The following is a 19,584-nucleotide window of genomic DNA, read 5'->3' on the forward strand; positions in this document are numbered from 1 at the left end:
GACGGGAAATTTTTAATAGAGGAGGTGAATAAGGATGGCAAAAACACTAGAATTGCAGTTTAGTACAGAATTAGGAGGAACCGCTCGAGTTTCACTGGATAACCCTAAGGAACCGATTGATCCTGCAGCAGTCAAATTAGCGATGAATCAAATCTTATCTGCTGGCGTTTTTTATTCGACTACTGGAAATTTAGTAGCGGTAAAAGGTGCTCGTGTGATTGAGCGAAATGTGACGGATTATGAATTGATTTAATTTTAGAGGAGCCGGTTCCAATGGCAGGAACCGGTTCTTTTTTATGAGCAAAGGAATTGCAAAAATTCTGGAAATCTCTTTTTAAAAAAGGAATAAGAGTGCCCAGCACCTTCAATGGTCTCAAATTGAATATCCTCTATTTTATCCTTGAGAATCTCATAGATGGCTTGATTGGATTGATAAAATTGCTTGCTTAAAGTGGTGTTTTCACCAGCTTCTTCCGTACCGCAGTCCATATAAAATTTCTCAAGGTTCGATAAGTCTGATTTTTTTAATAGATTTTCGATTTCCTCTTGGTTTCGGTAAAAAGCAGATGAAAGAATCGCCACTCTTTTAAACAAATGGGGATAACGGCAAGCGGCATATGTGGAAATTAACCCACCTAAGGAGATCCCTGCCATGTACGACTGGTCACTTTGAGTTCGGTACTTCCGGTCAATAAAAGGCTTTAATTCATGAACAATAAAGGACGTATACTCTTCTCCCTTACCGCCTAATTTACTTTCATAACCTAAAACCTCTTTACAAAATTCTCCGTTCACCCAAGGGCAATACTCATGGAATCGCTCATCCCCCGTTGTGTTTTGATCAATCGCTACAACAATCAAATCGACTTTTTCTTCATCTAAGTATTCCTGAAGTCCTAAAGAAACTCCACCAATCGCTTCATCATCTGTTAACACATTTTGACCATCATGCATATACAAAACGGGATAAGTTTTAGAGGTAGAATCATAGTCTACAGGTAAATACACTCGGATTTTTCTGTCTTCATGAAACAAAGGGAGAGTTAAGAATTCTATCATATCTGACGCACTCCTAATTATGTATAGTTATTTCAATTATATAGAAGCCACAGGAGTTTTTCCTGTGGCTTCTTATTGTGTTTTTTCTAAAAAAGGCTCCATTTTTTATGAAAATCACTAGTTTCTTGTCTAGAAATCAAGTTTCATAGAAAAAATGATGCATTTTGTAGTGATACCAATATATCATTTGCTCAACTTTTTGGATATATAATCAAGTTCCTGAGGATATGCTCGAGTTGATCTGACTTATGATCGAGTTCTGAATTTTATGCTCGACTTTTCCCGACTTATGCTCGAGTTCTAAATTTTATGCTTGACTTTCCCTGACTTATGCTCGAGTTTTAAATTTTATGCTCGACTTTCCCTGACTTATGCTCGAGTTTTAAATTTTATGCTCGACTTCTCTTGGCGTATGCTCGAGTTCTAGATTTTGTGCTCGACTTCTCTTGGCGTATGCTCGAGTTCTAGATTTTGTGCTCGACTTCTCTTGGCGTATGCTCGAGTTCTAGATTTTGTGCTCGACTTTTCGAGGTTATGCTCGAGTCTATCAGATTTCCCCTCTACTATTTAACGCCACACATTTCTAAGATGTATCTACTCGAACTCCTTCGCCCCTAACTCTTCCAGCTGCTCACCCACGAATTTCTTCAATTCTAGCAATGTGTGTTCTTCAAATGGGGATCTTAGATTTCCTTCTTCTAGTAACTCAGAAAATGACTTGCTGCCACCTAAACGACTAAGTTTGACATACGTTTCCCAAGCGGCTTCCCAATTTTCATTGGACATGCGCCAAAACTCCAAAGCGCAAACTTGTGCAAGCGTGTAATCAATAAGATAGAAAGGAACCTCGTAGATATGGATGACTTCCTGCCAGAATCCACCCGCATTCAAGAATGGAATTTGGTCATTGTCGCGCTCAGGCATGTACTTTTTCTCTAATTCCAACCATAATTGCTTACGTTCTTGAGCTGTTAGATGAGGGTTTGCATAAACTTCATGTTGGAAGTGATCCCCCGCACACAGTCTTGGAATTTTGACAAGGGCATCATGCAAGTGAGCAAACTTATGTTTATCCGTATCTTCCTTGAAAAATAACTCCGACCATGGGAATACGAAAAACTCCATGCTCATCGAGAAAATCTCGGCTGCTTCCATCGTTGGAAAAAAGTATTCCGGAAGCTCTTGCTCTTTCAACGATTGATAGACTTGGAACGCATGACCTGCTTCATGAACCAATACTCTGATATCATTCGCTGTACCATTGAAGTTTGCAAAAACAAATGGTGCCTGTTGCTTCCATAGGACCGTACAGTATCCAACATTGGCTTTTCCATCCTTGTTGACTAAGTCAAATAGCTCCCTTTCCATCATTTCCTCGTAAAAATTCTTTGTTTCCACCGATAACTCGCTGTACAGCCTTCTTCCCTGCTCCACAATCCAATCAGGATCGCCCTTTGGAGTCGGATTTCCACTTGGAAACTGGAATCTTTCGTCGTAGATTTTCATCTTATTTACGCCTAAACGCTGACGCTGTTTTTCCACAAGATTGGATGCAAGTGGAACGATATGTTTGACGACATTTTCACGAAAAAGCGCAGCAGAATTGGCATCCCATGTCCGATTCCATCTAAGGTAAGCTAACTCTATAAAATTCGTAAAACCTAGCTTCTTGGCAATGCTGTCTCTAACTTTTACTAACTTATCGTATAACTCATCTAACACCTGTTCCTGGCGGGCAAAAAATTCGTACTTTGCTTCAGCGGCACGTTTTCGGACGTCACGATTAGGATTTAAGATAAACTTATCCAGTTGGGAAAGGGTTCTTTCCGCACCATCGAATGGCACTTTGGCAGTCGCAATCAGTTTTTGGTATTCACTTGTTAATCGGCTTTCTTCTGTTAAAAGGTCCATGACTTCAGGTGAAAAAATTTTCACCTTTGATTCGGCAAATCGAAAAAGCTGTTTTCCTAAAGATTGTTCTAACTCCGCACGAAATGGTGTTTCTAACAAAGCAGCGTAAAATTGGGAGTCGACATGTTCGTATTCCGGCGTTTTTTCATTAAAAAAGTCCTGTTCTTTTTCATAAAAAGGATCTGTCGTATCTAATGTCGTACGAATTTGGGCAATCGTCTGGGTAGATTCGAATTCTTTTCGGATCTCATTTATTTTTCCAATAATCGTTATCTGCTCTGCAGCTGACGTGGCATCCTTAAATTCCTGGATGAACTGCTCCATATCCTGTTTGACTTGTTCGATGTCAGGTCTTACATATTGGAACTCACTAAATTTCATTGTTAATCCCCCTTTAAACTAAACCGACTGTATAGTTTATTTTAATTCCAATATTTTCATAAATCAAGTGAATTGTATGATTTTTCTAATTATTTTTAAAATTGCACTTGTTTGATCCAATAACTTGGAGAGCTCATCGGATCGATTTTGATATGGACATAATAGAGAGATCGTGGTTCCTTTACATGAAAGGTCATCGAAAATTCCTTTTGAACGTGTATATCAAAAAGCTGTGGAACACAGCCTTCTGGTAAGCTGAAATTTTTGCTAATTTCGGTTGGAATATCTTCTCCCCAACGATATTCATTCGGTTTCCAATCCCCTTTCTGATAATCGATCATTTCCGCGTGGATATTATCTTTACTACAAATAGCCACAAAGTCCGTTCCATAGCTGTAATAGTCCATTCGTTCCTGCCATTTACCGGATAGCTCGTATGTATCATTTGGTTTGTTCTTTACTGAAAGTTTAAGCGAATCCGCATCAGTAGGTTGAAAGAAATAAAAATACGTGATCGCAACTAGGCCCCCTGCTAATACAGGCAAGGAAATCAGCGCCAACCCTCGCTTCCAGCGCTTTTTCACCAGCATGATTCCTCCAACGATCAACATGATCACTAAAAAAATGACAACTATTAATAGAAAAAAAGTAATCCCCATATAATAGACTCCCTCTCAAATATTTTTATCGTAGAAAAATATTATTCCTTACACCATGTCCATTCTCCTCCCTTTCTCTATATATAAAAGGTGGAAGGAGGTGATACAAAAATGGCACAAGCAATGTTACTAGAATCCAATTTACGTTTAGTATTTGAAACAGGCATGAATGAAAAAGGCGAGCCAACTTACAAAGCAAAAACGTTTAACAATGTGAAAAAGGAATCAACCGTTGACCAACTTTTTCAGGTAGCCCAAGCAATCGGAACTCTTTGCAATGATCCAATTAACACCGTTGAACGTTCTGATCGTCATGACATTATCGCTTAATGGTAAGGAAAATTTTAAAAAAGGAGGAGGTGAAAAAGGATGGCAAAAACACTAGAGTTACAGTTTAGTACGGAATTCGGCGGAACGGCCCGTGTGTCTGTAGACAATCCAAAGGAACCGATTGATTCTGCTGCCGTTAAGCAAGCAATGGATCAAATTCTAGCTGCTGGAGTATTTTTCTCGACAACCGGTGACCTTGTTGCGATTAAAGGAGCACGCATCGTGGAACGCAATGTGACGGATTATGAAATTGTTTAATCTCCGAGGGCCGGCTTCTGAACTGAAGTCGGTCTTTTTCGACAAATAATAGTAGAAAGGAGGGGTAAGAGATGGAGCAGTTCGTACCTCTCATTAGTGAGGTAGGCTTTCCGATAGTCGTTACCTTATACTTGCTTTATCGGATTGAGTCAAAGCTTGATATGGTGGTGCAATCGATTCAAAGTTTACCCGACCGATTGAAGGAAAGGACATAATAGGTATGAAAGACACACTCAGCCTGTTCGGTTGGGGTGTTTTTTTTTCAAAAAAAAAGGCACCGAATAGGATGTATTCGATGCTAAAAATATAATGAAAGAAAATAGTTATGGTTTACCAATCAAAACCTTACATACTAACATAATATAAAATTTTGTCGAAGTTTGTCGATAAGATATTTTTGGTTATTATACTACTATTTTCCTCTATATAAGAGCTTTTACCTCAAAAAGTATTACTGTGCTCCATAGCCCCACTTGTGAATGTTGTGGTGGAAGCCGAATACCTTTGGTTCGCCGTATTTAACCTCTTTGTTAATTCCATCGAAATCGTGGTCAGAGTAAAGCGTTAAAATTGGCATGTCTTCGTTCCAGATTTCTTGTAGATCGCTGTAAATTTGTTTACGATTATCTTGATTTGGTTCTGTTTTACCTGCGCTTAATAGCTCATCAGACTTCGCATTGCTGTAGCCTGAGAAGTTATAAGGAGCATTGGAACCGTAAAGGCTTGAAACATCTGGATCAAGTGTAAAGGTAAAACCAATTAATAGTAAGTCAAAGTCCCCAGCTTTCCCTTTTTGTAAAAGAGTTGGGAAGTCGTAAGTGGTTACCTCTACTTTTACTCCAATTTGTTGTAGCTGTTGCGCAATAATCGGTGCGGACTGTTCACGAATTTTGTTTCCAATTGGCACGACTAAACGTAATTTCTTATTAAAGTCCCAACCAGCTTCCTCTAATAATTTCTTTGCTTTTTCAGGATCATACTTATAATGTTCCATATCTTTATTCAAGTATGGATTTAAGGAAGTATATGGTCCATCCACTACTTCTCCGTAGCCTTTGAGTAGCTTGTCCACTAAAACATTACGGTCCAGTGCATAGGCGATGGCTTGACGAACTTTCGGATCTTTAATGGTTTTCGTATTAAATTCCATTGTTTGGAATCCGATCGTCGGTTCAACTTTTGTACGAATGTTTTTCATTTTTTCAACGGTCTCGTAATCTTGAACGGCAATTTTTCCAATTCCGATCCCAACGTTCATATCTAACTCGCCAGTTTGAAGCTGAGCGACTAAGTTAGGAGCGGGCATAATTTTAATAAAGATTTTTTTCGTTTCTGGCTTACCGAAATAGTAGTTGTCATTTCCTTCAAGTTCAACAAATTGGTCCTTCTTATATTGAACAAATTTGTAAGCACCATTGGTGACAGTCGGTTTCTGGAAAAATGGATGCTGTGATAGTTTAGTAGGATCCACATCCTTCAAAACATGCTTTGGAAGAATCATAAATTTAACACCTAACTGTTCTTTTAACATGTTAGGATCAACTGGTTTGCTAGTCTTTAATTCGATGGTTTTTTCATCCATCACTTTGACAGATGAAAGCTCTGTTGTCCCTTCAGGTAATTTCCCATTTGCATCTAAGCCTTCTAATGTGGAGATGTAGCCACCAACAGTTGTTTCTACTTTAGGGTTGGCAACAAGATTCACTGTGAACGCAAAGTCTTCTGCGGTAACTGGCTTGCCGTCAGACCAATTCGCTTTTTGGTTTAACTTGATCGTATACGTTTGGTTATCCGTTGTTTCGAAGGAATCCGCTAGTTTTGGAACGAAATTCAGTGGTCCGTCCATTTCTAGTAAAGATTCAAACATAAATTTTTCTACAAATCCGGAGGCCACATCAGATGAGTTGATTGGGTTAAAAAGAATCGGCGGATTCACCATTCCTAAAAATAAGGTGTCTTTAGATTTCCCCGCTGCGGACTTGCCGTCAGATGATGTTTGCGATGCCCCGCCGCTGCATGCAGCAAGTAGCAGCAGCGATAAAATGGCCATGAAAGAGATGACTTGCTTAAAAGATTTTTTCATAAATTCCCTCCTAGATATTAGTTTGATTGATTAGAAGCTTGGTGTTGAAAAGTTGAGTTTGAAGTGTAGGTTGATCCCTTAAGTAGTAGAGCTTTTTTGTTTGGAACTCGAGCATTCCTTCGGAGAGTCGAGCATATTTTTTGGAACTCGAGCATTGCCCTCAGAAAGTCGAGCATATTTTTTCAAACTCGAGCATTCCCCTCGGAAAGTCGAGCATATTTTTTGAAACTCGAGCATTTCCTTCGAAAAGTCGAGCATATTTTTTGAAACTCGAGCATTTCCTTCGAAAAGTCGAGCATATTTTTTGAAACTCGAGCATTTCCTTCGAAAAGTCGAGCATATTTTTTGAAACTCGAGCATTTCCTTCGAAAAGTCGAGCATATTTTTTGAAACTCGAGCATTTCCTGGGATAGTCGAGCATAACTCCCGGTGACTCAATCATTTAATCACAGGAACTTGGTTAAATCCCTAAAAAGGGATGCCAATTTAAACAAAAACCCTTTCAAAGTTACCTCTTTTTTAGAAAAAACCATCAATTCCAAGAGCATTTTCTTTAAAATGAATCCCGCGCCACCCAAAATCTACTTCAAACTCTTCGGATCCATCGCATCTCTCAGACCGTCACCCATGAAGTTAATCGCTAACACGGCCAACAAAATCATCACACCTGGCGGAACCCATAACCACGGTTGTGAAGCAAGAACCGTTAACGATTGAGCTTCCGTTAGCATGTTGCCCCAGCTTGCCGTTGGCGGCTGCACTCCCATTCCTAAAAAGCTCAAGGATGCTTCCATAATGATCGCGAAGGCAATTCCGAATGTGGCATTAACCAAAATCGGAGCTAAACAGTTCGGTAAAATATGCTGGAACAGGACTCTTGGAGTCGAATATCCTAGAGCCACTCCCGCTTTGACGTAGTCCATCTCTTTAATAGAAAGAACACTCCCACGGACAATCCGGGCAATCGCCGGCCAGCCTAATACACCGAGTACTAAAATGATGTTGGATAAGCTTGGCCCCATGATACTAACCAATACAAGGATGACCATTAAGTAAGGGAAGGACATAAACACATCTGTTAGACGCATGATCACCATATCCACCCATTTGCCAAAGTATCCGGCAACCGCACCAAGAACCGTTCCGATGGCGACATAAATGGCGACGGCACCAATTCCAACAGACAAGGAAACGCGAGAGGCATAAATGAGTCGGCTTAAGATATCACGGCCAACGGAATCGGTTCCCAGAGGGTGAGCCGCTGATGGCTTTGCCTCAAACTCGGCATTCACCGCGTACGGATCATTTGGTGCGAACCACGGTGCAAAAATCGCCATCAAGATGAATAAGCAAAAGATCACGAGTCCTACTACCGCTAATTTATGTTTGAAAAACTTTCTCCTGATTAACTTGAGGTAACTCTCCTCTTCCCCAAAGACCTCCATGACGCCAATATTCTGTTTTAATGGAATATCCCTTGTCGTATCTAGTGTCGGCAGCGACATCCTTCTCCCCCCTTTTTAGTTGTATTTAATTCTCGGATCTGCTACGGAATACATAATATCGGTTAATAAGTTAGAAAACAGAACGGCTAATGCAGCCATAAAGTTTAGCGCCATTAAAGTTGGATAATCCCGTGAGCCAATGGACTGAATCGTTAATTGCCCTAACCCTGGCCATTGAAAAATTTGCTCCGTGATGACCGCTCCCCCAATGAGCATCGGGATTTCCAACCCAATAACAGTAATAATCGGAATTAACGCGTTTCGTAAAGCATGCTTGTTCGTCACGATAAATTCCTTTAAACCTTTAGCCCGTGCGGTTCTCAGGTAATCCTGACCAAGGACCTCAAGCATACTGGATCGGACATATCGGACAACGTTTCCGGCAATTGCGGTTCCTAACACCATAGCCGGAAGGACCATATGCATCAGGGTATCCCCAAAGCCAACTGTTCCCCCGAGTGTATTCATCCCCCCTGTTGGAAAGATACGGAACGAAATCGCAAAGACATAAATCGCTCCTAATCCTAAAAAGAAGTTCGGAACGGATATTCCTAAAAAGGATACCGATGTGGTCAAGTAATCAAGCCAGGAATATTGCTTCGTTGCACTTAAAATTCCGACTGGAATGGCAATCAGATAAGCAATTAATAGGGCTGTCCCCATTAACATCACCGTTGGCCCGATTCTTCCTGCAATCATGTCAACAACCGGCTCATAGGTAGAAAAAGAATAACCAAATTCACCTTTCAGCAACGATCCCAACCAATGAAAATACTGAACGATGATCGGATCATTTAACCCAAGGGCTTCCTTCTTAATCGCTAAATCTGCTTCCGTCGCATATGGATTCAACTGCATTTCTACTGGATTCCCAGGTGCTAGATTAATAATGAAGAAGTTAAAAATCGTGACTCCTAATAGAACTGGCAAGGCAATGAGTAACCTTCGAACGATATATTGAAACACTGTTTCTCCCCCCTTCTTTTTTAAAAAAATGCTTCGCGCCAGCCTACGATAATGGAAAATGGCAAGCGAATGAGTGCTCTCCACCAGTAAGCTGTGGCGTTTGCTCCTGACAAATCGCCTTAGCAAATGGGCATCTTGTATGGAAGCTGCACCCCTTTGGCGGATTGGCCGGGTTTGGAACATCGCCTTCGATGACAAATCGTTCTCGGTTCCGCAAATGCGGATTCGGAATCGGATAGGCGTTGAGAAGGACTTGTGTATAAGGATGTTTCGGTCGCTTAAAGATATCCTCAGTCTTGGCAAGCTCAACAATTTTTCCCAAATACATCACGGCGATTCGGTCACTGATATACTTCACGGCTCCAAGCCCATGGGCAATAAATAAGTAGGTTAATTGAAATTCCTTCTGTAAATCTTTTAATAGATTTAAAACCTGGGCTTGAATCGATACGTCCAAAGCGGAAACAGGCTCATCACAGACCACCAGTTTCGGATTTAAGATTAGGGCCCTCGCAATTCCAATCCGTTGGCGTTGTCCGCCTGAAAACTCATGTGGATAACGACTTTGGTGGAATTTGGTTAACCCGACGATTTCAAGAATATCGTCTACCTTCTTTTTCACTTCCTCAGGTGTCGCTAGCTTATGAGCCAATAACGGTTCCGCAAGCAAGTCACCGACCCGTTTTCTTGGATTAAGGGAGGAGTAAGGATCTTGGAAAATAATCTGCAGATTCGTTCGAACCTTGCGTAACTCCTTATTTCCAAGCGTCGATAGGTCCTTTCCATCAAAGATGATACTGCCGTCTGTTGGCTGTTCTAGATGGATGATGGCTCGTCCAGTTGTCGATTTACCGCAGCCCGATTCTCCTACTAGACCAAGAGTTTCCCCTTTTTTAATCGAAAAATTTAAGCCATCTACCGCTTTGACATGCCCGACTGTTCGCGAGATAATCCCTTTTTTAATCGGATAATATTTTTTTAGATTCTTAACTTCTAAGAGAGTGTCTTGCGCCTTAGCATCAACATCTTTTGAAAATTTCTCTACGATGACCGTCATACTCGTACCCCCTTCCCACTAAGGTGTGCAGCCTCTTGCTTCTCGGCTTCATATAACCAGCACCTAACTTTATGGTCGCTCCCCTTGTCGACTGGAAGAAGCTGTGGTTTATTCGATAAACACTTATCGGTTGCATACGGACATCTTGTATGAAAACGGCAACCCTCAGGCATATGCTGCAACGTTGGCACTGTCCCCGGAATGGAATACAAACGATTGTGGCTATCAAATTCCAAATGAGGAATCGACTCGATTAATCCTTTTGTATAAGGATGTTTGGGATGATCGAACAACGTGAACACATCCGCTTCCTCCACCACTTGTCCCGCATACATGACCAACACCTTATCTGCCATTTCCGCAATGACCCCTAAATCATGGGTAATAAGCATAATCGCGGTTTCCGACGTTTCGCGGAGTTCTTTCATCAAATTCAAGATTTGCGCTTGAATCGTGACATCTAAGGCGGTAGTAGGCTCGTCCGCAATTAATAGTTTTGGGTTGCATGATAACGCCATCGCAATCATGACCCTTTGCCGCATCCCGCCTGATAAGGCATGCGGATATTCGTGAAAAATTGCTTCTGGTCTTGGAATCCCAACTTTCCCTAACATGTCAATCGCATATAGCTTTGCTTCCTTTGGATCCATTTTTAAATGTAAGCGAAGGCCTTCCATCATCTGATTTCCGATGGTAAAAACAGGGTTCAACGATGTCATCGGTTCCTGAAAAATCATCGCGATTTCATTCCCGCGAATTTGTCTCATCTCTTCTTCTGTGAGTTGAGTTAAGTCCTTCCCATTTAACTTCACTGCACCTTTCCTGATAAATCCCTGTCTACCCAACAGCCTCATGATCGATAGGGAGGTGACACTTTTTCCGCAACCTGATTCACCTACAATCCCAATCGTTTCACCAGGCTTCAGGGAGAAGGAAACCTCTTCTACCGAGGTCACCTCTCCTTTATCTGTTTTAAAAGCAGTTTGCAATTTTTCAACTTCTAAAAACTCCTTCATCGTTTCACCTCCTGTGAGTCATTACCTTGTTTCGGCCACTTGTGGTTCCTTTGCTGACACATATTGATAAACAAGGCTTAATAACCCTTTGCCTGCGTTTACCATCGCTTTTTCATCAAAATCAAATTTCGGGTGATGGTGCGGGAAGTCCGCTCCGATTTCGGTATTACCAGCACCTGTAAAGAAGAACATCCCTGGCTTTTCTTTTAGATAATAAGAGAAATCCTCACTACCCATCATCGCTGGCATTTCAACCAGGACTTCCTTACCTACATTTTTAGAAATAGCCTCTACAAAAACCTGCGTTTCCTCCGGATGGTTATAGACAGCTGGATAGCCACGTCCATAATCGACTTCGCAAGTGGCATGGAAGGCGGAGCAAATTCCGTTTGCTAACACTTTAATTTCTTTTTCAATATGATCACGAACCTCTTCATCAAATGTTCGAACTGTTCCCGTCATCACGGCGGAATCAGCAATAACATTGGATGCATTTCCAGCGTGGAACGACCCTACTGTTAGGACAGCTGACTTTTGTGGATCGACCTGACGGCTGACAATATGCTGAAGCTGGTTAATCACCTGTGCCCCAATCGCAACGGCATCAATCGTTTGATGCGGGGAAGCACCGTGCCCGCCTTTTCCTTGAACCTTAATTTCAAAGCGGTCTGCTGCTGCCATCAGATAACCCGATCTATAACCGTAGCCGCCTGTTGGCATACCGGAAGTTAGATGAGTTCCAAATACCACATCCACTCCGTCTAAGCAGCCATCCTCAATCATCGCAATCGCACCACCGGGAGCCAGCTCTTCCGCGTGCTGATGAAGTAAAACAACTTTTCCTGCTAACTGGTCACGATTTTCACTTAACACCTTTGCTACCGCTAAAAGAGTAGCCGTGTGACCATCATGTCCACAGGCATGCATCACACCAGGAACCTTTGATTTATACGGAACATCCTTTTCGTCTGGGATGGGCAGAGCGTCAAAATCGGCTCTTAGTGCAATGGTTTTCCCAGGTTTGGCACCTTGAATCGTTCCGACTACCCCTCTGCCCCCTACATTCGTCCGTACCTCCACACCAAAGCTTTCTAAAATCGAGGCAACCATTTTCGGTGTCTCAACTTCCTGGAAGCTTAGCTCCGGATGCTGGTGCATATGCCGTCTCCATTCCACCATTTGGTCATACATCTCTTCTAACTGCTGGAACCAGGTTTGTAACATTGGACATTCCCCCTGTGTAATTTTGTAAATTTCTATCGGTTTACTCAAATTAATAATTAGAAAAATTTAATGAGGGTTGTATTTAAAAATACTCAAATGTATTTTTATACACTTCGAGTTGAATAAAGCTATTTATTTCTAATATGCCATCGATTTTTTTGATACGTTTAAGGCTGTCTTTTAAATCTTCTTGCTCGGGGACGTTGATTTGGATAATTAATGGATAGGGTCCTGAAATAAGGCTAATGAATCGAACTTCTTTTACCTTTTTGACATGTTCAATGACTTGATCTAAGTGGGATAATTGAACTTTAACGAGAATGATCGCTCCTGCTTTAATTCCAATGGCCACCGGATTCACGACACCAGTAACATTGAGAATTTCATTTTCGGTTAAATTTTTGAAACGGGTTCGAATGGTCTTTTCTGTGACATTCAATTCCTCGGCTAGTTCGGTGAAAGGTCTTCTTCCATCTTTGGAAAGAAGGTGGATAATTTTTTTATCAAGTTGGTCTAGCTGGTGCTTTCCATACATTCAACCCCTCCATTCGTCTTGGATTCGCATAATCGCTTATGTAATTCGACTTTTTTTCAAATGAAAAAGCTTGAAAAGGAATAAATATTTAGTTTTTATTATCTAGAAACGGACCAATCTTTTTAAGAGTAAAAAGGACTATTTTAAATATTTAGAATATTTTAAATGTTAGTAACCGCTTGCACTGTTGAGAAATAAGGATTTTACATGGTAACGCTTTACCTTAATAAAAAATCAACTGAAACTTTTCTCCTAAAATAAATACGGTTATACTAAAAGAATTGAAGGAAGGTAGTAGAATTTTATAGCACCAAAGTCCTTCTACTAAATATTGGTAGTAGGTCTTTTGAGAGGAGAATAAATATGGCGTGGAAAATAAACCATTCACTCAAATTAAAAGTAGATCGTTTTGAAATCACATCCGATAAAGTAAGTCTGCCAAATGGTGAAGAAAAAACGTTTTCCTTTGTCGATTTTGCTAAAGGGGTTTGTGTCCTTCCAATTACGGAGGATCACGAAGTATTAGTTTTAAAGCAATACCGTCACTCCATTAAGGATTGGCAATGGGAGCTGCCAGCGGGTGCGATAGATGGAATTGATTTAGACCCACTGGAAACAGCCAAACGTGAATTAGAGGAAGAAACTGGTTATGTGGCTGAACATTGGCTTGAATTAGGCAGCTTTTTTCCATCACCAGGCTCGACAAGTGAGGAAATCTATTTATTTGCCGCAGCAGGACTAACACCTACCGAACAAAACCTAGAAAGCTCCGAACAATTGGAAGTACATAAAATGAGTATGGAAGATTTGAAAGTGATGATTAAAAACGGAGAATTCAAGCATGGAGCCGGTCTTGCAGCTATCATAAAATATAAGTATGCCATTGAATAGATTTAAATAAAGCACGATTTCCAAAATAGGAATTCGTGCTTTTATTATTATTGTCACAGTGTTAAAGTTCACTTATTTATCATTCTTTTCCTAAAAATACTAGTTAACTAAAATGGCAAAACATGTTATCTTAGACTAGGTGATTTTTAATGATAATAAAAGAGCTTTTTGCAAATTTAGCCATCCTTATATCTTTATTGTTTCTCTATACCCAAATAACGAAGGATGTTACTCAAAACCTAAAAGGTAAAATCCTATTTGGTCTATTAGGAGGAATATTAGGTAATATTCTTATGCAGTATAGCATGCATATTGGTTCCACTATTATAGATTTAAGACATATACCCATTATTACACTAGCCTTTTATAGCGGGTCTATCCCAGCCTATATAGCGATGATCCTCATTATTTTGGGTCGATTCCTAATCGGCATTAATCTATCTGCCTATGCATCAATTTTTCTTGTCGTTCCAATTACAATTATGACTCTATTAGTTTCAAAAACAACCTTATCAAGGAAATGGAAAGTAGTTTCCATTTTAACTTTATCCAACCTTATTTCTACCGTAATTCTTACTTATCTCATCCAAGATTGGTCAACCCTAATGGTCATTTTACCTGTTTACTGGAGTGTTTCCTATTTAGGTGCATTTGTCGCTTTTTATATGATTGAGTTCATGGTACGAAATCAACAGTTATTAAAAAAGTACAAATTTGAATCGGCAACAGACGGACTGACTGGATTAAATAATGTGAGAAAGTTTGATGAAATTTTTAATATATGCATTGGGAATTTGAAAACAACGAATGAAAAACTATCACTCCTTTATATCGATATCGACTTTTTCAAAAAGGTTAATGATACTTATGGTCACTTAGAGGGCGATGGGGTATTAAGAGAGCTTAGTATGATTTTGAAAAATAGCACAAGAACCTTTGATGTCGTCAGTCGAAATGGTGGCGAGGAATTTACGGTCCTGTTATTGGACTGCCCGCTGGATAGAGCCAGGGAAATCGCCGAAGGCATTCGAAGAAACGTGGAGAAACATTCCTTTTTACTTAGTTCTGGGAAAACCATTCATATAACCATATCCATTGGAGTGGCAACGTACAACGAAACAACCAAGGATGCTACTTCATTAATTGAGGATGCGGATAAAGCATTATATGACGCGAAACAATCTGGAAGAAATCGAGTTTGTCAGGCGTAAATAGTAGGGTGGCCAGGGAGAACCTCTTTTGGCTGCCCTTTTTGGTTTAAGTAAAAATTCAATCAAACGTTTGATTAATACGTATGTTCCCCTAAATCGTGAATTTGGAAAAGAAAACCATTCCCCATAGGACCTGCGAAGCGATCACCGTTAGGAATTAGAATCGAAGGGTAATTCATCAACATTTAACCCAGAATTACATTGGGCTCTTTTTAGGTAGCACCGTGATTATCTTATCGTTAATAGGCTTTGCTTTTTCAAATAGGACACAGGATCCGTTATTCGTTATTACCCAAAAATAGATGTTTTTTCATAGCTTTACGGACTCAGGATCCGCTATTCCCCTTATTTCATTGTAAAAAGGTATACTTTTGGGGCAATAACGGAACCATAGTCCGATAACCCTCTAAAAACGATACGTTTTTGTTAAATAGCGGACCGTGTGTCCTTTAATGAAATGTTTCCTTAAACACTCACCCTCTTACCTTTATTGGCAGATGGATTTCCAAATAAATTCGGTCGTAATCCCAATAATGACAGTGTTCATCGTACTATTCAAAGTCAAAGCCCTTTTCGTCCACTTCATAATCAGACTGCGGGAGCCTTTTCCTTCCAAAAGTAATAAACCGCTATCAAAATACGTCCTATTATATTAAAATAAGTCTTAATGATTGTCAGTTTATGTCGAATTTTTCATAACTATTATTTGAGGTATATAAATGAATATTAAACTTAGAACATACTTTGCAGCCATTTTTGCCATCGTTATTTTTGGTCTAACGATTGTATTGAGCTTCTCCATTGGCAAGCAATCTAGTGAAAAAGTAAAGAACGAAATTGGCCATGCCTTATCAACCACTGCTTATCAAATGGCCGATAAACTTGATTTTTTTATGTGGTCAAGGTCAGCAGAAATGGATATACTTAGCCAACTAAAGGATATTCAAAATCCAAGTGATCAACAACATGTACAAAACCTATTAAATCAACTTCAAAAAAGCTTCCCATCCTTTTCGTGGGTAGGACTAACGGATGCCAACGGGAAAGTTCTTGTCGCAACAAATGATATTTTAAAAGGGGAAGATATTTCTGAGCGTCCCGTTTTTACAGAAGGCATAAAAGGAAATTTTATCGGCGATGTCCATAACGCTGTTCTTTTAGCAAAATTGCTTCCAAATCCTAGTGGCGAGCCCTTACAGTTTGTCGATATTAGTAAAGCGATTGTGGATGAAAACGGTCATCCTATCGGAGTATTAGCAGCTCATCTAAGCTGGGAATGGTCACGTCAAGTACAGGATGAAATCGTCAAGCCCTTGAAAGAGGAAATGCAAGATGCCGAATTATTTGTGGTAAGTGCAGACCATAATACGGTCGTTTTAGGTCCAAAAGAGCTGGTTGGACAGCCATTACAATTAGATAGTATTGAATTAGCTCGTAAAGGCGATTCCAATTGGTCATTAGAAATATGGCCTGATGGAAAGGAATACTTAACTGGCTATGCATTCGGAAAAGGTTATCAAGATTATCCTGGCTTAGGATGGACGACATTGGTTCGAGTTCCGGTTGAGAAAGCCTTTGTACCCGTAAAGGAATTACAGAAATCTATTTTTATAATCGGAGTCACATCATCCGTTATTTTTGCCATCATCGGCTGGTTTTTAGCTGGATTTATTACGAATCCACTGCGAGACATCACCCATTCTGCTAATCTATTACGAGCAGGCAGAAAGGTAGAAATCCCTTCTTATAAGGGGATAAAGGATATTGAAATTCTATCGGCGTCCTTGCGTGAATTGGTAGATTCTCTAGTTAAGACAACCTCAGATCTTGATAAAATGGAAACTATCGCTCATCATGACAAATTAACTGGGCTGCGTAACCGAATGGCCTTGGATCATTTTTTCGAAGAGACAATGGAAAAGGCTAAGAGCATGAATAACACGATTACCTTCCTTTATCTTGATTTAGATGGTTTTAAAGGTGTCAATGACACATACGGTCATCACACGGGTGATTTAATGTTGCAGGAGGTGGCGAACCGATTGAAAAATTGCGTTCATGGGGATGAAGTGTTTCGACTCGGTGGAGATGAATTTTTAGTGGGCTTGATCACTTCTTCTGTCAATGATAAACAGGAAGCATTGAAAGCCGCTGAAAAAATCATTCACAGCCTCAATAAACCGTTTCATCTTAGCAACGAAAAGATTCACGTAGGCTGCAGTATTGGCGGTGCGGTGTGGCCAAAAGATGATATCGAGCCAATTGCCGTGATCCGTTACGCTGATGAAGCACTATACAAATCAAAACGTACGGGGAAAAATAAGGTGACGTTTCAATAAGGACAGCGGAATCGCACGACAGGACTAGTGAATTCCCTACAAGATAAAGTAATCCTCTCAATTATTGCTTTTGCCGCAGGGTTAGTCGTTTATTTTTCGATGATTAATCTACACTAAGCATTTCCGATAATGGCCCAGGAATAAGAGAAGAATTCCTTTCCCATTTATTTGACCGCTTTTACCGAATTGACGAATCCAGATCACGGCAATCTGGAGGTGCCGGTCTTGGACTTTCAATTACAAAATCCATTATCGAAGCTCATGGCGGATCTGTTTTGGTTGAAAGTAAAGTTGGAGAAGGATCTACGTTCAGCGTGGTTTTGAAACAAATGGGTGGTTGAAACAGAGGGACGGTTCTCATGCTTCATGAAGCATGAGAACCGTCCCTCTGCATCTATGCATCTAAATCCACCCTTTTTGTTTGGCCATTTTCACGGCCTCGTTGCGATTTTTGGCGTTGAGTTTTTGGATGATTTCGGAGATGTAGTTTCGTACGGTGCCGGATGATAAATATAGGGTGGCGGTGATTTCTTTCGTTGTTTTCCCTTCTTCGGCTAACTTTAAAATCTCTTGTTCTCTTGATGAAAGTGGATTTTCTTCTCTAATAACTTGAAAAGTGAGTTCTGGGCTAAATACTCGTTTTCCAGTGATCACCTTCCGAATCGCATCGCTTAACTCTTCAATAGAACCATCCTTTAATAAATAGCCATGAACCCCAATTTTTACAGCCCGCTCAAAATAACCGGGACGCGCGAATGTCGTCAAAATGATGATTTTACTATTCAAACCGCTTTGGATGATTTCCTCTGCTACGTCTAGACCATTTTTTAACGGCATTTCGATATCCATTAAACAAACATCAGGCTGAAGCTCCGTTATCAACTTGAGCGCTTCCTCCCCATTCTGGGCCTGACCGATTACCTCCATATCAGCCTCAAGGTCCAGCAAGGAACCCAGTGCCCCTAAAAGCATTTTTTGGTCTTCTGCAATAAATAAGGTAATCATAAGGCTATACCTTCCTTTTTTACTTTTTCAACAATTGGTACGGTCAATTCGACGATCGCTCCATTATAATTGGTAAGAGAAAGGCTTCCTTCAATCAAATCAAGCCTCTCTTTCATACCATTTAACCCGTTCCCATACTCTGTAACATCCTTTAAACCCATTCCATCGTCCCGAATGATCACCTTAAACTGATCGACTTCCTTCTGAATCGATAGAAAGCAATTCTTTGCTTTACTATGTTTCACAATATTAGTGGCCGCTTCCTTCATACACATACACAGAACGTTTTCGGTAAAAGTAGACATCGTACCCGCGCTATCTTCTGTCCCACTGATATGATAACGAATCCCGGCCGCCTGAAGAATTTGCTGAATATCGAGTAATTCCTCGGCTATTGTTGCCGCACGCATATCGGTCACTAACTCACGCACTTGCTTTAATGCCGCTCTCGACGTTTGTTCCATTTCTTTTGCTTCCATTTTTGCACGTTCAGAATCAACCTCTATTAATCTTTGAACCAACTGCGCTTTTAAGGTAAATAAAGAAAGAGTATGGCCCAACGTATCATGAAGATCACGCGCAATCCTTACCCGCTCCTCACGCTTCACCAATTCTTTAATTTGTTGATTGGCTTGATCTAGCTGTTTCTCCAAATCCATTCGTTTATTCATCGAACGAATGCCAAAAGGAGAAATGAACATGATGATCATAAACGGAACAAAATACAACAATTCACTAGAAGTTAACTGCACTTGACCGAGCAGAACATGATAGAAAAATGGGACTAATTCTACAAATAGCAATCCCGCGAATCCCAACTTGAATAATTTCTTATTAGGAAACCAACCTATAAAGTTCGCTGGAAAAAAACCTAAAAATAAGTAATTGATGTCATACAATAGGCAATAAATAAAAATGATTGAGAGCTGTATAGCAAGCCATATCGAAAAACTTTTATGACTAGTCACCGTGTATAACTGCCGATACGTGACGAGAAATAATAGGATCATCGCGAAACCCAATAGTTGTTTGATCCCCGTTTCTTTCGTGAGAGAGTATATCGGGAACGTCACATAAAGGAGAAAGATATATGGAAAGAATCCGAAACGCCTTGGAAAAACAACGAATTCTTTCCCTTTAAATAGAACCATTTA

At 40.3% G+C, this 19,584-nt stretch carries 19 protein-coding genes and 1 pseudogene; 8 read left to right on the forward strand and 12 right to left on the reverse strand.

Translation table 11 applies throughout. The features are described 5' to 3' along the window. Positions 1-34: 34 nt before the first annotated feature. Positions 35-253 carry a DUF2922 domain-containing protein gene (locus tag ACSBPO_RS20115; RefSeq protein WP_442596460.1) on the forward strand — a complete coding sequence of 73 codons (219 nt, stop codon included), beginning with the start codon at positions 35-37 and terminating at the stop codon, positions 251-253. A gap of 41 nt (positions 254-294) precedes the next feature. On the opposite strand, the gene ACSBPO_RS20120 is transcribed toward ACSBPO_RS20115, so the two are convergent. The 3 genes from ACSBPO_RS20120 to ACSBPO_RS20130 all read right to left on the reverse strand — a co-directional run bounded on the left by ACSBPO_RS20120 (position 295) and on the right by ACSBPO_RS20130 (position 4,010). Then, positions 295-1,059 carry an alpha/beta hydrolase gene (locus tag ACSBPO_RS20120; RefSeq protein ID WP_442596461.1) on the reverse strand — a complete coding sequence of 255 codons (765 nt, stop codon included), beginning with the start codon at positions 1,057-1,059 and terminating at the stop codon, positions 295-297. A 594-nt stretch (positions 1,060-1,653) separates the two neighbouring features. Continuing rightward, entirely contained in the window at positions 1,654-3,351 is a 1,698-nt protein-coding gene (locus ACSBPO_RS20125) for a M3 family oligoendopeptidase (RefSeq protein ID WP_442596463.1), read from the reverse strand. 95 nt (positions 3,352-3,446) lie between these two features. After that, positions 3,447-4,010, reverse strand: coding sequence for a hypothetical protein (locus ACSBPO_RS20130; RefSeq protein ID WP_442596465.1), 564 nt, complete (start codon positions 4,008-4,010; stop codon positions 3,447-3,449). A 111-nt stretch (positions 4,011-4,121) separates the two neighbouring features. Here ACSBPO_RS20130 and ACSBPO_RS20135 point away from each other — a divergent pair, with 111 nt between their 5' ends. From ACSBPO_RS20135 to ACSBPO_RS20145, 3 genes are all read left to right on the forward strand, one after another. Next, positions 4,122-4,340: a DUF1659 domain-containing protein gene (locus ACSBPO_RS20135; protein WP_442596467.1), complete on the forward strand. Its 219-nt coding sequence runs from the start codon at positions 4,122-4,124 to the stop codon at positions 4,338-4,340. A gap of 39 nt (positions 4,341-4,379) precedes the next feature. After that, on the forward strand, positions 4,380-4,598 hold the full coding sequence (locus tag ACSBPO_RS20140; protein WP_442596469.1) for a DUF2922 domain-containing protein: 219 nt from the start codon (positions 4,380-4,382) through the stop codon (positions 4,596-4,598). 71 nt (positions 4,599-4,669) lie between these two features. Further along, the gene (locus ACSBPO_RS20145) at positions 4,670-4,813 is read left to right on the forward strand and encodes a YvrJ family protein (protein WP_442596471.1); all 144 of its coding nucleotides are present in this window, start codon (positions 4,670-4,672) and stop codon (positions 4,811-4,813) included. Between the two features lie 236 nt (positions 4,814-5,049). On the opposite strand, the gene ACSBPO_RS20150 is transcribed toward ACSBPO_RS20145, so the two are convergent. The 7 genes from ACSBPO_RS20150 to ACSBPO_RS20180 all read right to left on the reverse strand — a co-directional run bounded on the left by ACSBPO_RS20150 (position 5,050) and on the right by ACSBPO_RS20180 (position 12,984). Next, positions 5,050-6,681, reverse strand: coding sequence for an ABC transporter substrate-binding protein (locus tag ACSBPO_RS20150; protein ID WP_442596473.1), 1,632 nt, complete (start codon positions 6,679-6,681; stop codon positions 5,050-5,052). 581 nt (positions 6,682-7,262) lie between these two features. Continuing rightward, a complete protein-coding gene (gene opp4C / locus ACSBPO_RS20155; RefSeq protein ID WP_442600417.1) occupies positions 7,263-8,126 on the reverse strand; it encodes an oligopeptide ABC transporter permease in 864 nt (287 codons plus the stop codon). Between the two features lie 75 nt (positions 8,127-8,201). Then, complete coding sequence (locus tag ACSBPO_RS20160; RefSeq protein ID WP_442596475.1) at positions 8,202-9,152, reverse strand: ABC transporter permease; 951 nt, start codon at positions 9,150-9,152, stop codon at positions 8,202-8,204. Between the two features lie 43 nt (positions 9,153-9,195). Continuing rightward, positions 9,196-10,209 (reverse strand): ABC transporter ATP-binding protein, encoded by a 1,014-nt coding sequence (locus ACSBPO_RS20165; RefSeq protein ID WP_442596477.1) that lies wholly within the window; start codon positions 10,207-10,209, stop codon positions 9,196-9,198. Further along, positions 10,206-11,225 carry an ABC transporter ATP-binding protein gene (locus tag ACSBPO_RS20170; RefSeq protein WP_442596479.1) on the reverse strand — a complete coding sequence of 340 codons (1,020 nt, stop codon included), beginning with the start codon at positions 11,223-11,225 and terminating at the stop codon, positions 10,206-10,208. The genes ACSBPO_RS20165 and ACSBPO_RS20170 overlap by 4 nt, the downstream gene beginning before the upstream one ends. Before the next feature lie 21 nt (positions 11,226-11,246). Continuing rightward, entirely contained in the window at positions 11,247-12,449 is a 1,203-nt protein-coding gene (locus tag ACSBPO_RS20175) for a M20 family metallopeptidase (protein ID WP_442596481.1), read from the reverse strand. A gap of 82 nt (positions 12,450-12,531) precedes the next feature. Further along, positions 12,532-12,984, reverse strand: a complete 453-nt coding sequence (locus tag ACSBPO_RS20180) for an Lrp/AsnC family transcriptional regulator (RefSeq protein ID WP_442596483.1) — start codon at positions 12,982-12,984, stop codon at positions 12,532-12,534. 363 nt (positions 12,985-13,347) lie between these two features. Here ACSBPO_RS20180 and ACSBPO_RS20185 point away from each other — a divergent pair, with 363 nt between their 5' ends. From ACSBPO_RS20185 to ACSBPO_RS20200, 4 genes and pseudogenes are all read left to right on the forward strand, one after another. Further along, positions 13,348-13,875, forward strand: coding sequence for an NUDIX domain-containing protein (locus tag ACSBPO_RS20185; protein ID WP_442596485.1), 528 nt, complete (start codon positions 13,348-13,350; stop codon positions 13,873-13,875). 149 nt (positions 13,876-14,024) lie between these two features. Then, positions 14,025-15,086, forward strand: a complete 1,062-nt coding sequence (locus ACSBPO_RS20190; protein WP_442596487.1) for a GGDEF domain-containing protein — start codon at positions 14,025-14,027, stop codon at positions 15,084-15,086. Positions 15,087-15,805: 719 nt separating this feature from the next. Further along, positions 15,806-17,425, forward strand: coding sequence for a sensor domain-containing diguanylate cyclase (locus ACSBPO_RS20195; RefSeq protein WP_442596489.1), 1,620 nt, complete (start codon positions 15,806-15,808; stop codon positions 17,423-17,425). A 113-nt stretch (positions 17,426-17,538) separates the two neighbouring features. Then, positions 17,539-17,766 (forward strand): annotated as a pseudogene (locus ACSBPO_RS20200) (sensor histidine kinase); the annotation flags it as partial. Positions 17,767-17,827: 61 nt separating this feature from the next. Here the strand turns inward: ACSBPO_RS20200 and ACSBPO_RS20205 are convergent. Together ACSBPO_RS20205 and ACSBPO_RS20210 are read right to left on the reverse strand one after the other, a co-directional pair. Next, the gene (locus tag ACSBPO_RS20205) at positions 17,828-18,430 is read right to left on the reverse strand and encodes a response regulator transcription factor (RefSeq protein WP_442596491.1); all 603 of its coding nucleotides are present in this window, start codon (positions 18,428-18,430) and stop codon (positions 17,828-17,830) included. Continuing rightward, positions 18,427-19,581, reverse strand: coding sequence for a histidine kinase (locus ACSBPO_RS20210; protein ID WP_442596493.1), 1,155 nt, complete (start codon positions 19,579-19,581; stop codon positions 18,427-18,429). Before ACSBPO_RS20210 ends, ACSBPO_RS20205 begins: the two co-directional genes overlap by 4 nt. Positions 19,582-19,584: the final 3 nt, after the last annotated feature.

The organism is Neobacillus sp. D3-1R, from assembly GCF_052180215.1.
GTDB lineage: Bacteria > Bacillota > Bacilli > Bacillales > Cytobacillaceae > Pseudoneobacillus.

What these genes read in the sequence shown, in the direction of transcription:
- ACSBPO_RS20115 (WP_442596460.1), top strand. Translation starts at nt 35, where the DNA reads ATGGCAAAAACACTAGAATTGCAGTTTAGTACAGAATTAGGAGGAACC.
- ACSBPO_RS20120 (WP_442596461.1), bottom strand. Translation starts at nt 1,059, where the DNA reads ATGATAGAATTCTTAACTCTCCCTTTGTTTCATGAAGACAGAAAAATC.
- ACSBPO_RS20125 (WP_442596463.1), bottom strand. Translation starts at nt 3,351, where the DNA reads ATGAAATTTAGTGAGTTCCAATATGTAAGACCTGACATCGAACAAGTC.
- ACSBPO_RS20130 (WP_442596465.1), bottom strand. Translation starts at nt 4,010, where the DNA reads ATGGGGATTACTTTTTTTCTATTAATAGTTGTCATTTTTTTAGTGATC.
- ACSBPO_RS20135 (WP_442596467.1), top strand. Translation starts at nt 4,122, where the DNA reads ATGGCACAAGCAATGTTACTAGAATCCAATTTACGTTTAGTATTTGAA.
- ACSBPO_RS20140 (WP_442596469.1), top strand. Translation starts at nt 4,380, where the DNA reads ATGGCAAAAACACTAGAGTTACAGTTTAGTACGGAATTCGGCGGAACG.
- ACSBPO_RS20145 (WP_442596471.1), top strand. Translation starts at nt 4,670, where the DNA reads ATGGAGCAGTTCGTACCTCTCATTAGTGAGGTAGGCTTTCCGATAGTC.
- ACSBPO_RS20150 (WP_442596473.1), bottom strand. Translation starts at nt 6,681, where the DNA reads ATGAAAAAATCTTTTAAGCAAGTCATCTCTTTCATGGCCATTTTATCG.
- opp4C (WP_442600417.1), bottom strand. Translation starts at nt 8,126, where the DNA reads ATGGAGGTCTTTGGGGAAGAGGAGAGTTACCTCAAGTTAATCAGGAGA.
- ACSBPO_RS20165 (WP_442596477.1), bottom strand. Translation starts at nt 10,209, where the DNA reads ATGACGGTCATCGTAGAGAAATTTTCAAAAGATGTTGATGCTAAGGCG.
- ACSBPO_RS20170 (WP_442596479.1), bottom strand. Translation starts at nt 11,225, where the DNA reads ATGAAGGAGTTTTTAGAAGTTGAAAAATTGCAAACTGCTTTTAAAACA.
- ACSBPO_RS20175 (WP_442596481.1), bottom strand. Translation starts at nt 12,449, where the DNA reads ATGTTACAAACCTGGTTCCAGCAGTTAGAAGAGATGTATGACCAAATG.
- ACSBPO_RS20180 (WP_442596483.1), bottom strand. Translation starts at nt 12,984, where the DNA reads ATGTATGGAAAGCACCAGCTAGACCAACTTGATAAAAAAATTATCCAC.
- ACSBPO_RS20185 (WP_442596485.1), top strand. Translation starts at nt 13,348, where the DNA reads ATGGCGTGGAAAATAAACCATTCACTCAAATTAAAAGTAGATCGTTTT.
- ACSBPO_RS20190 (WP_442596487.1), top strand. Translation starts at nt 14,025, where the DNA reads ATGATAATAAAAGAGCTTTTTGCAAATTTAGCCATCCTTATATCTTTA.
- ACSBPO_RS20195 (WP_442596489.1), top strand. Translation starts at nt 15,806, where the DNA reads ATGAATATTAAACTTAGAACATACTTTGCAGCCATTTTTGCCATCGTT.
- ACSBPO_RS20205 (WP_442596491.1), bottom strand. Translation starts at nt 18,430, where the DNA reads ATGATTACCTTATTTATTGCAGAAGACCAAAAAATGCTTTTAGGGGCA.
- ACSBPO_RS20210 (WP_442596493.1), bottom strand. Translation starts at nt 19,581, where the DNA reads ATGGTTCTATTTAAAGGGAAAGAATTCGTTGTTTTTCCAAGGCGTTTC.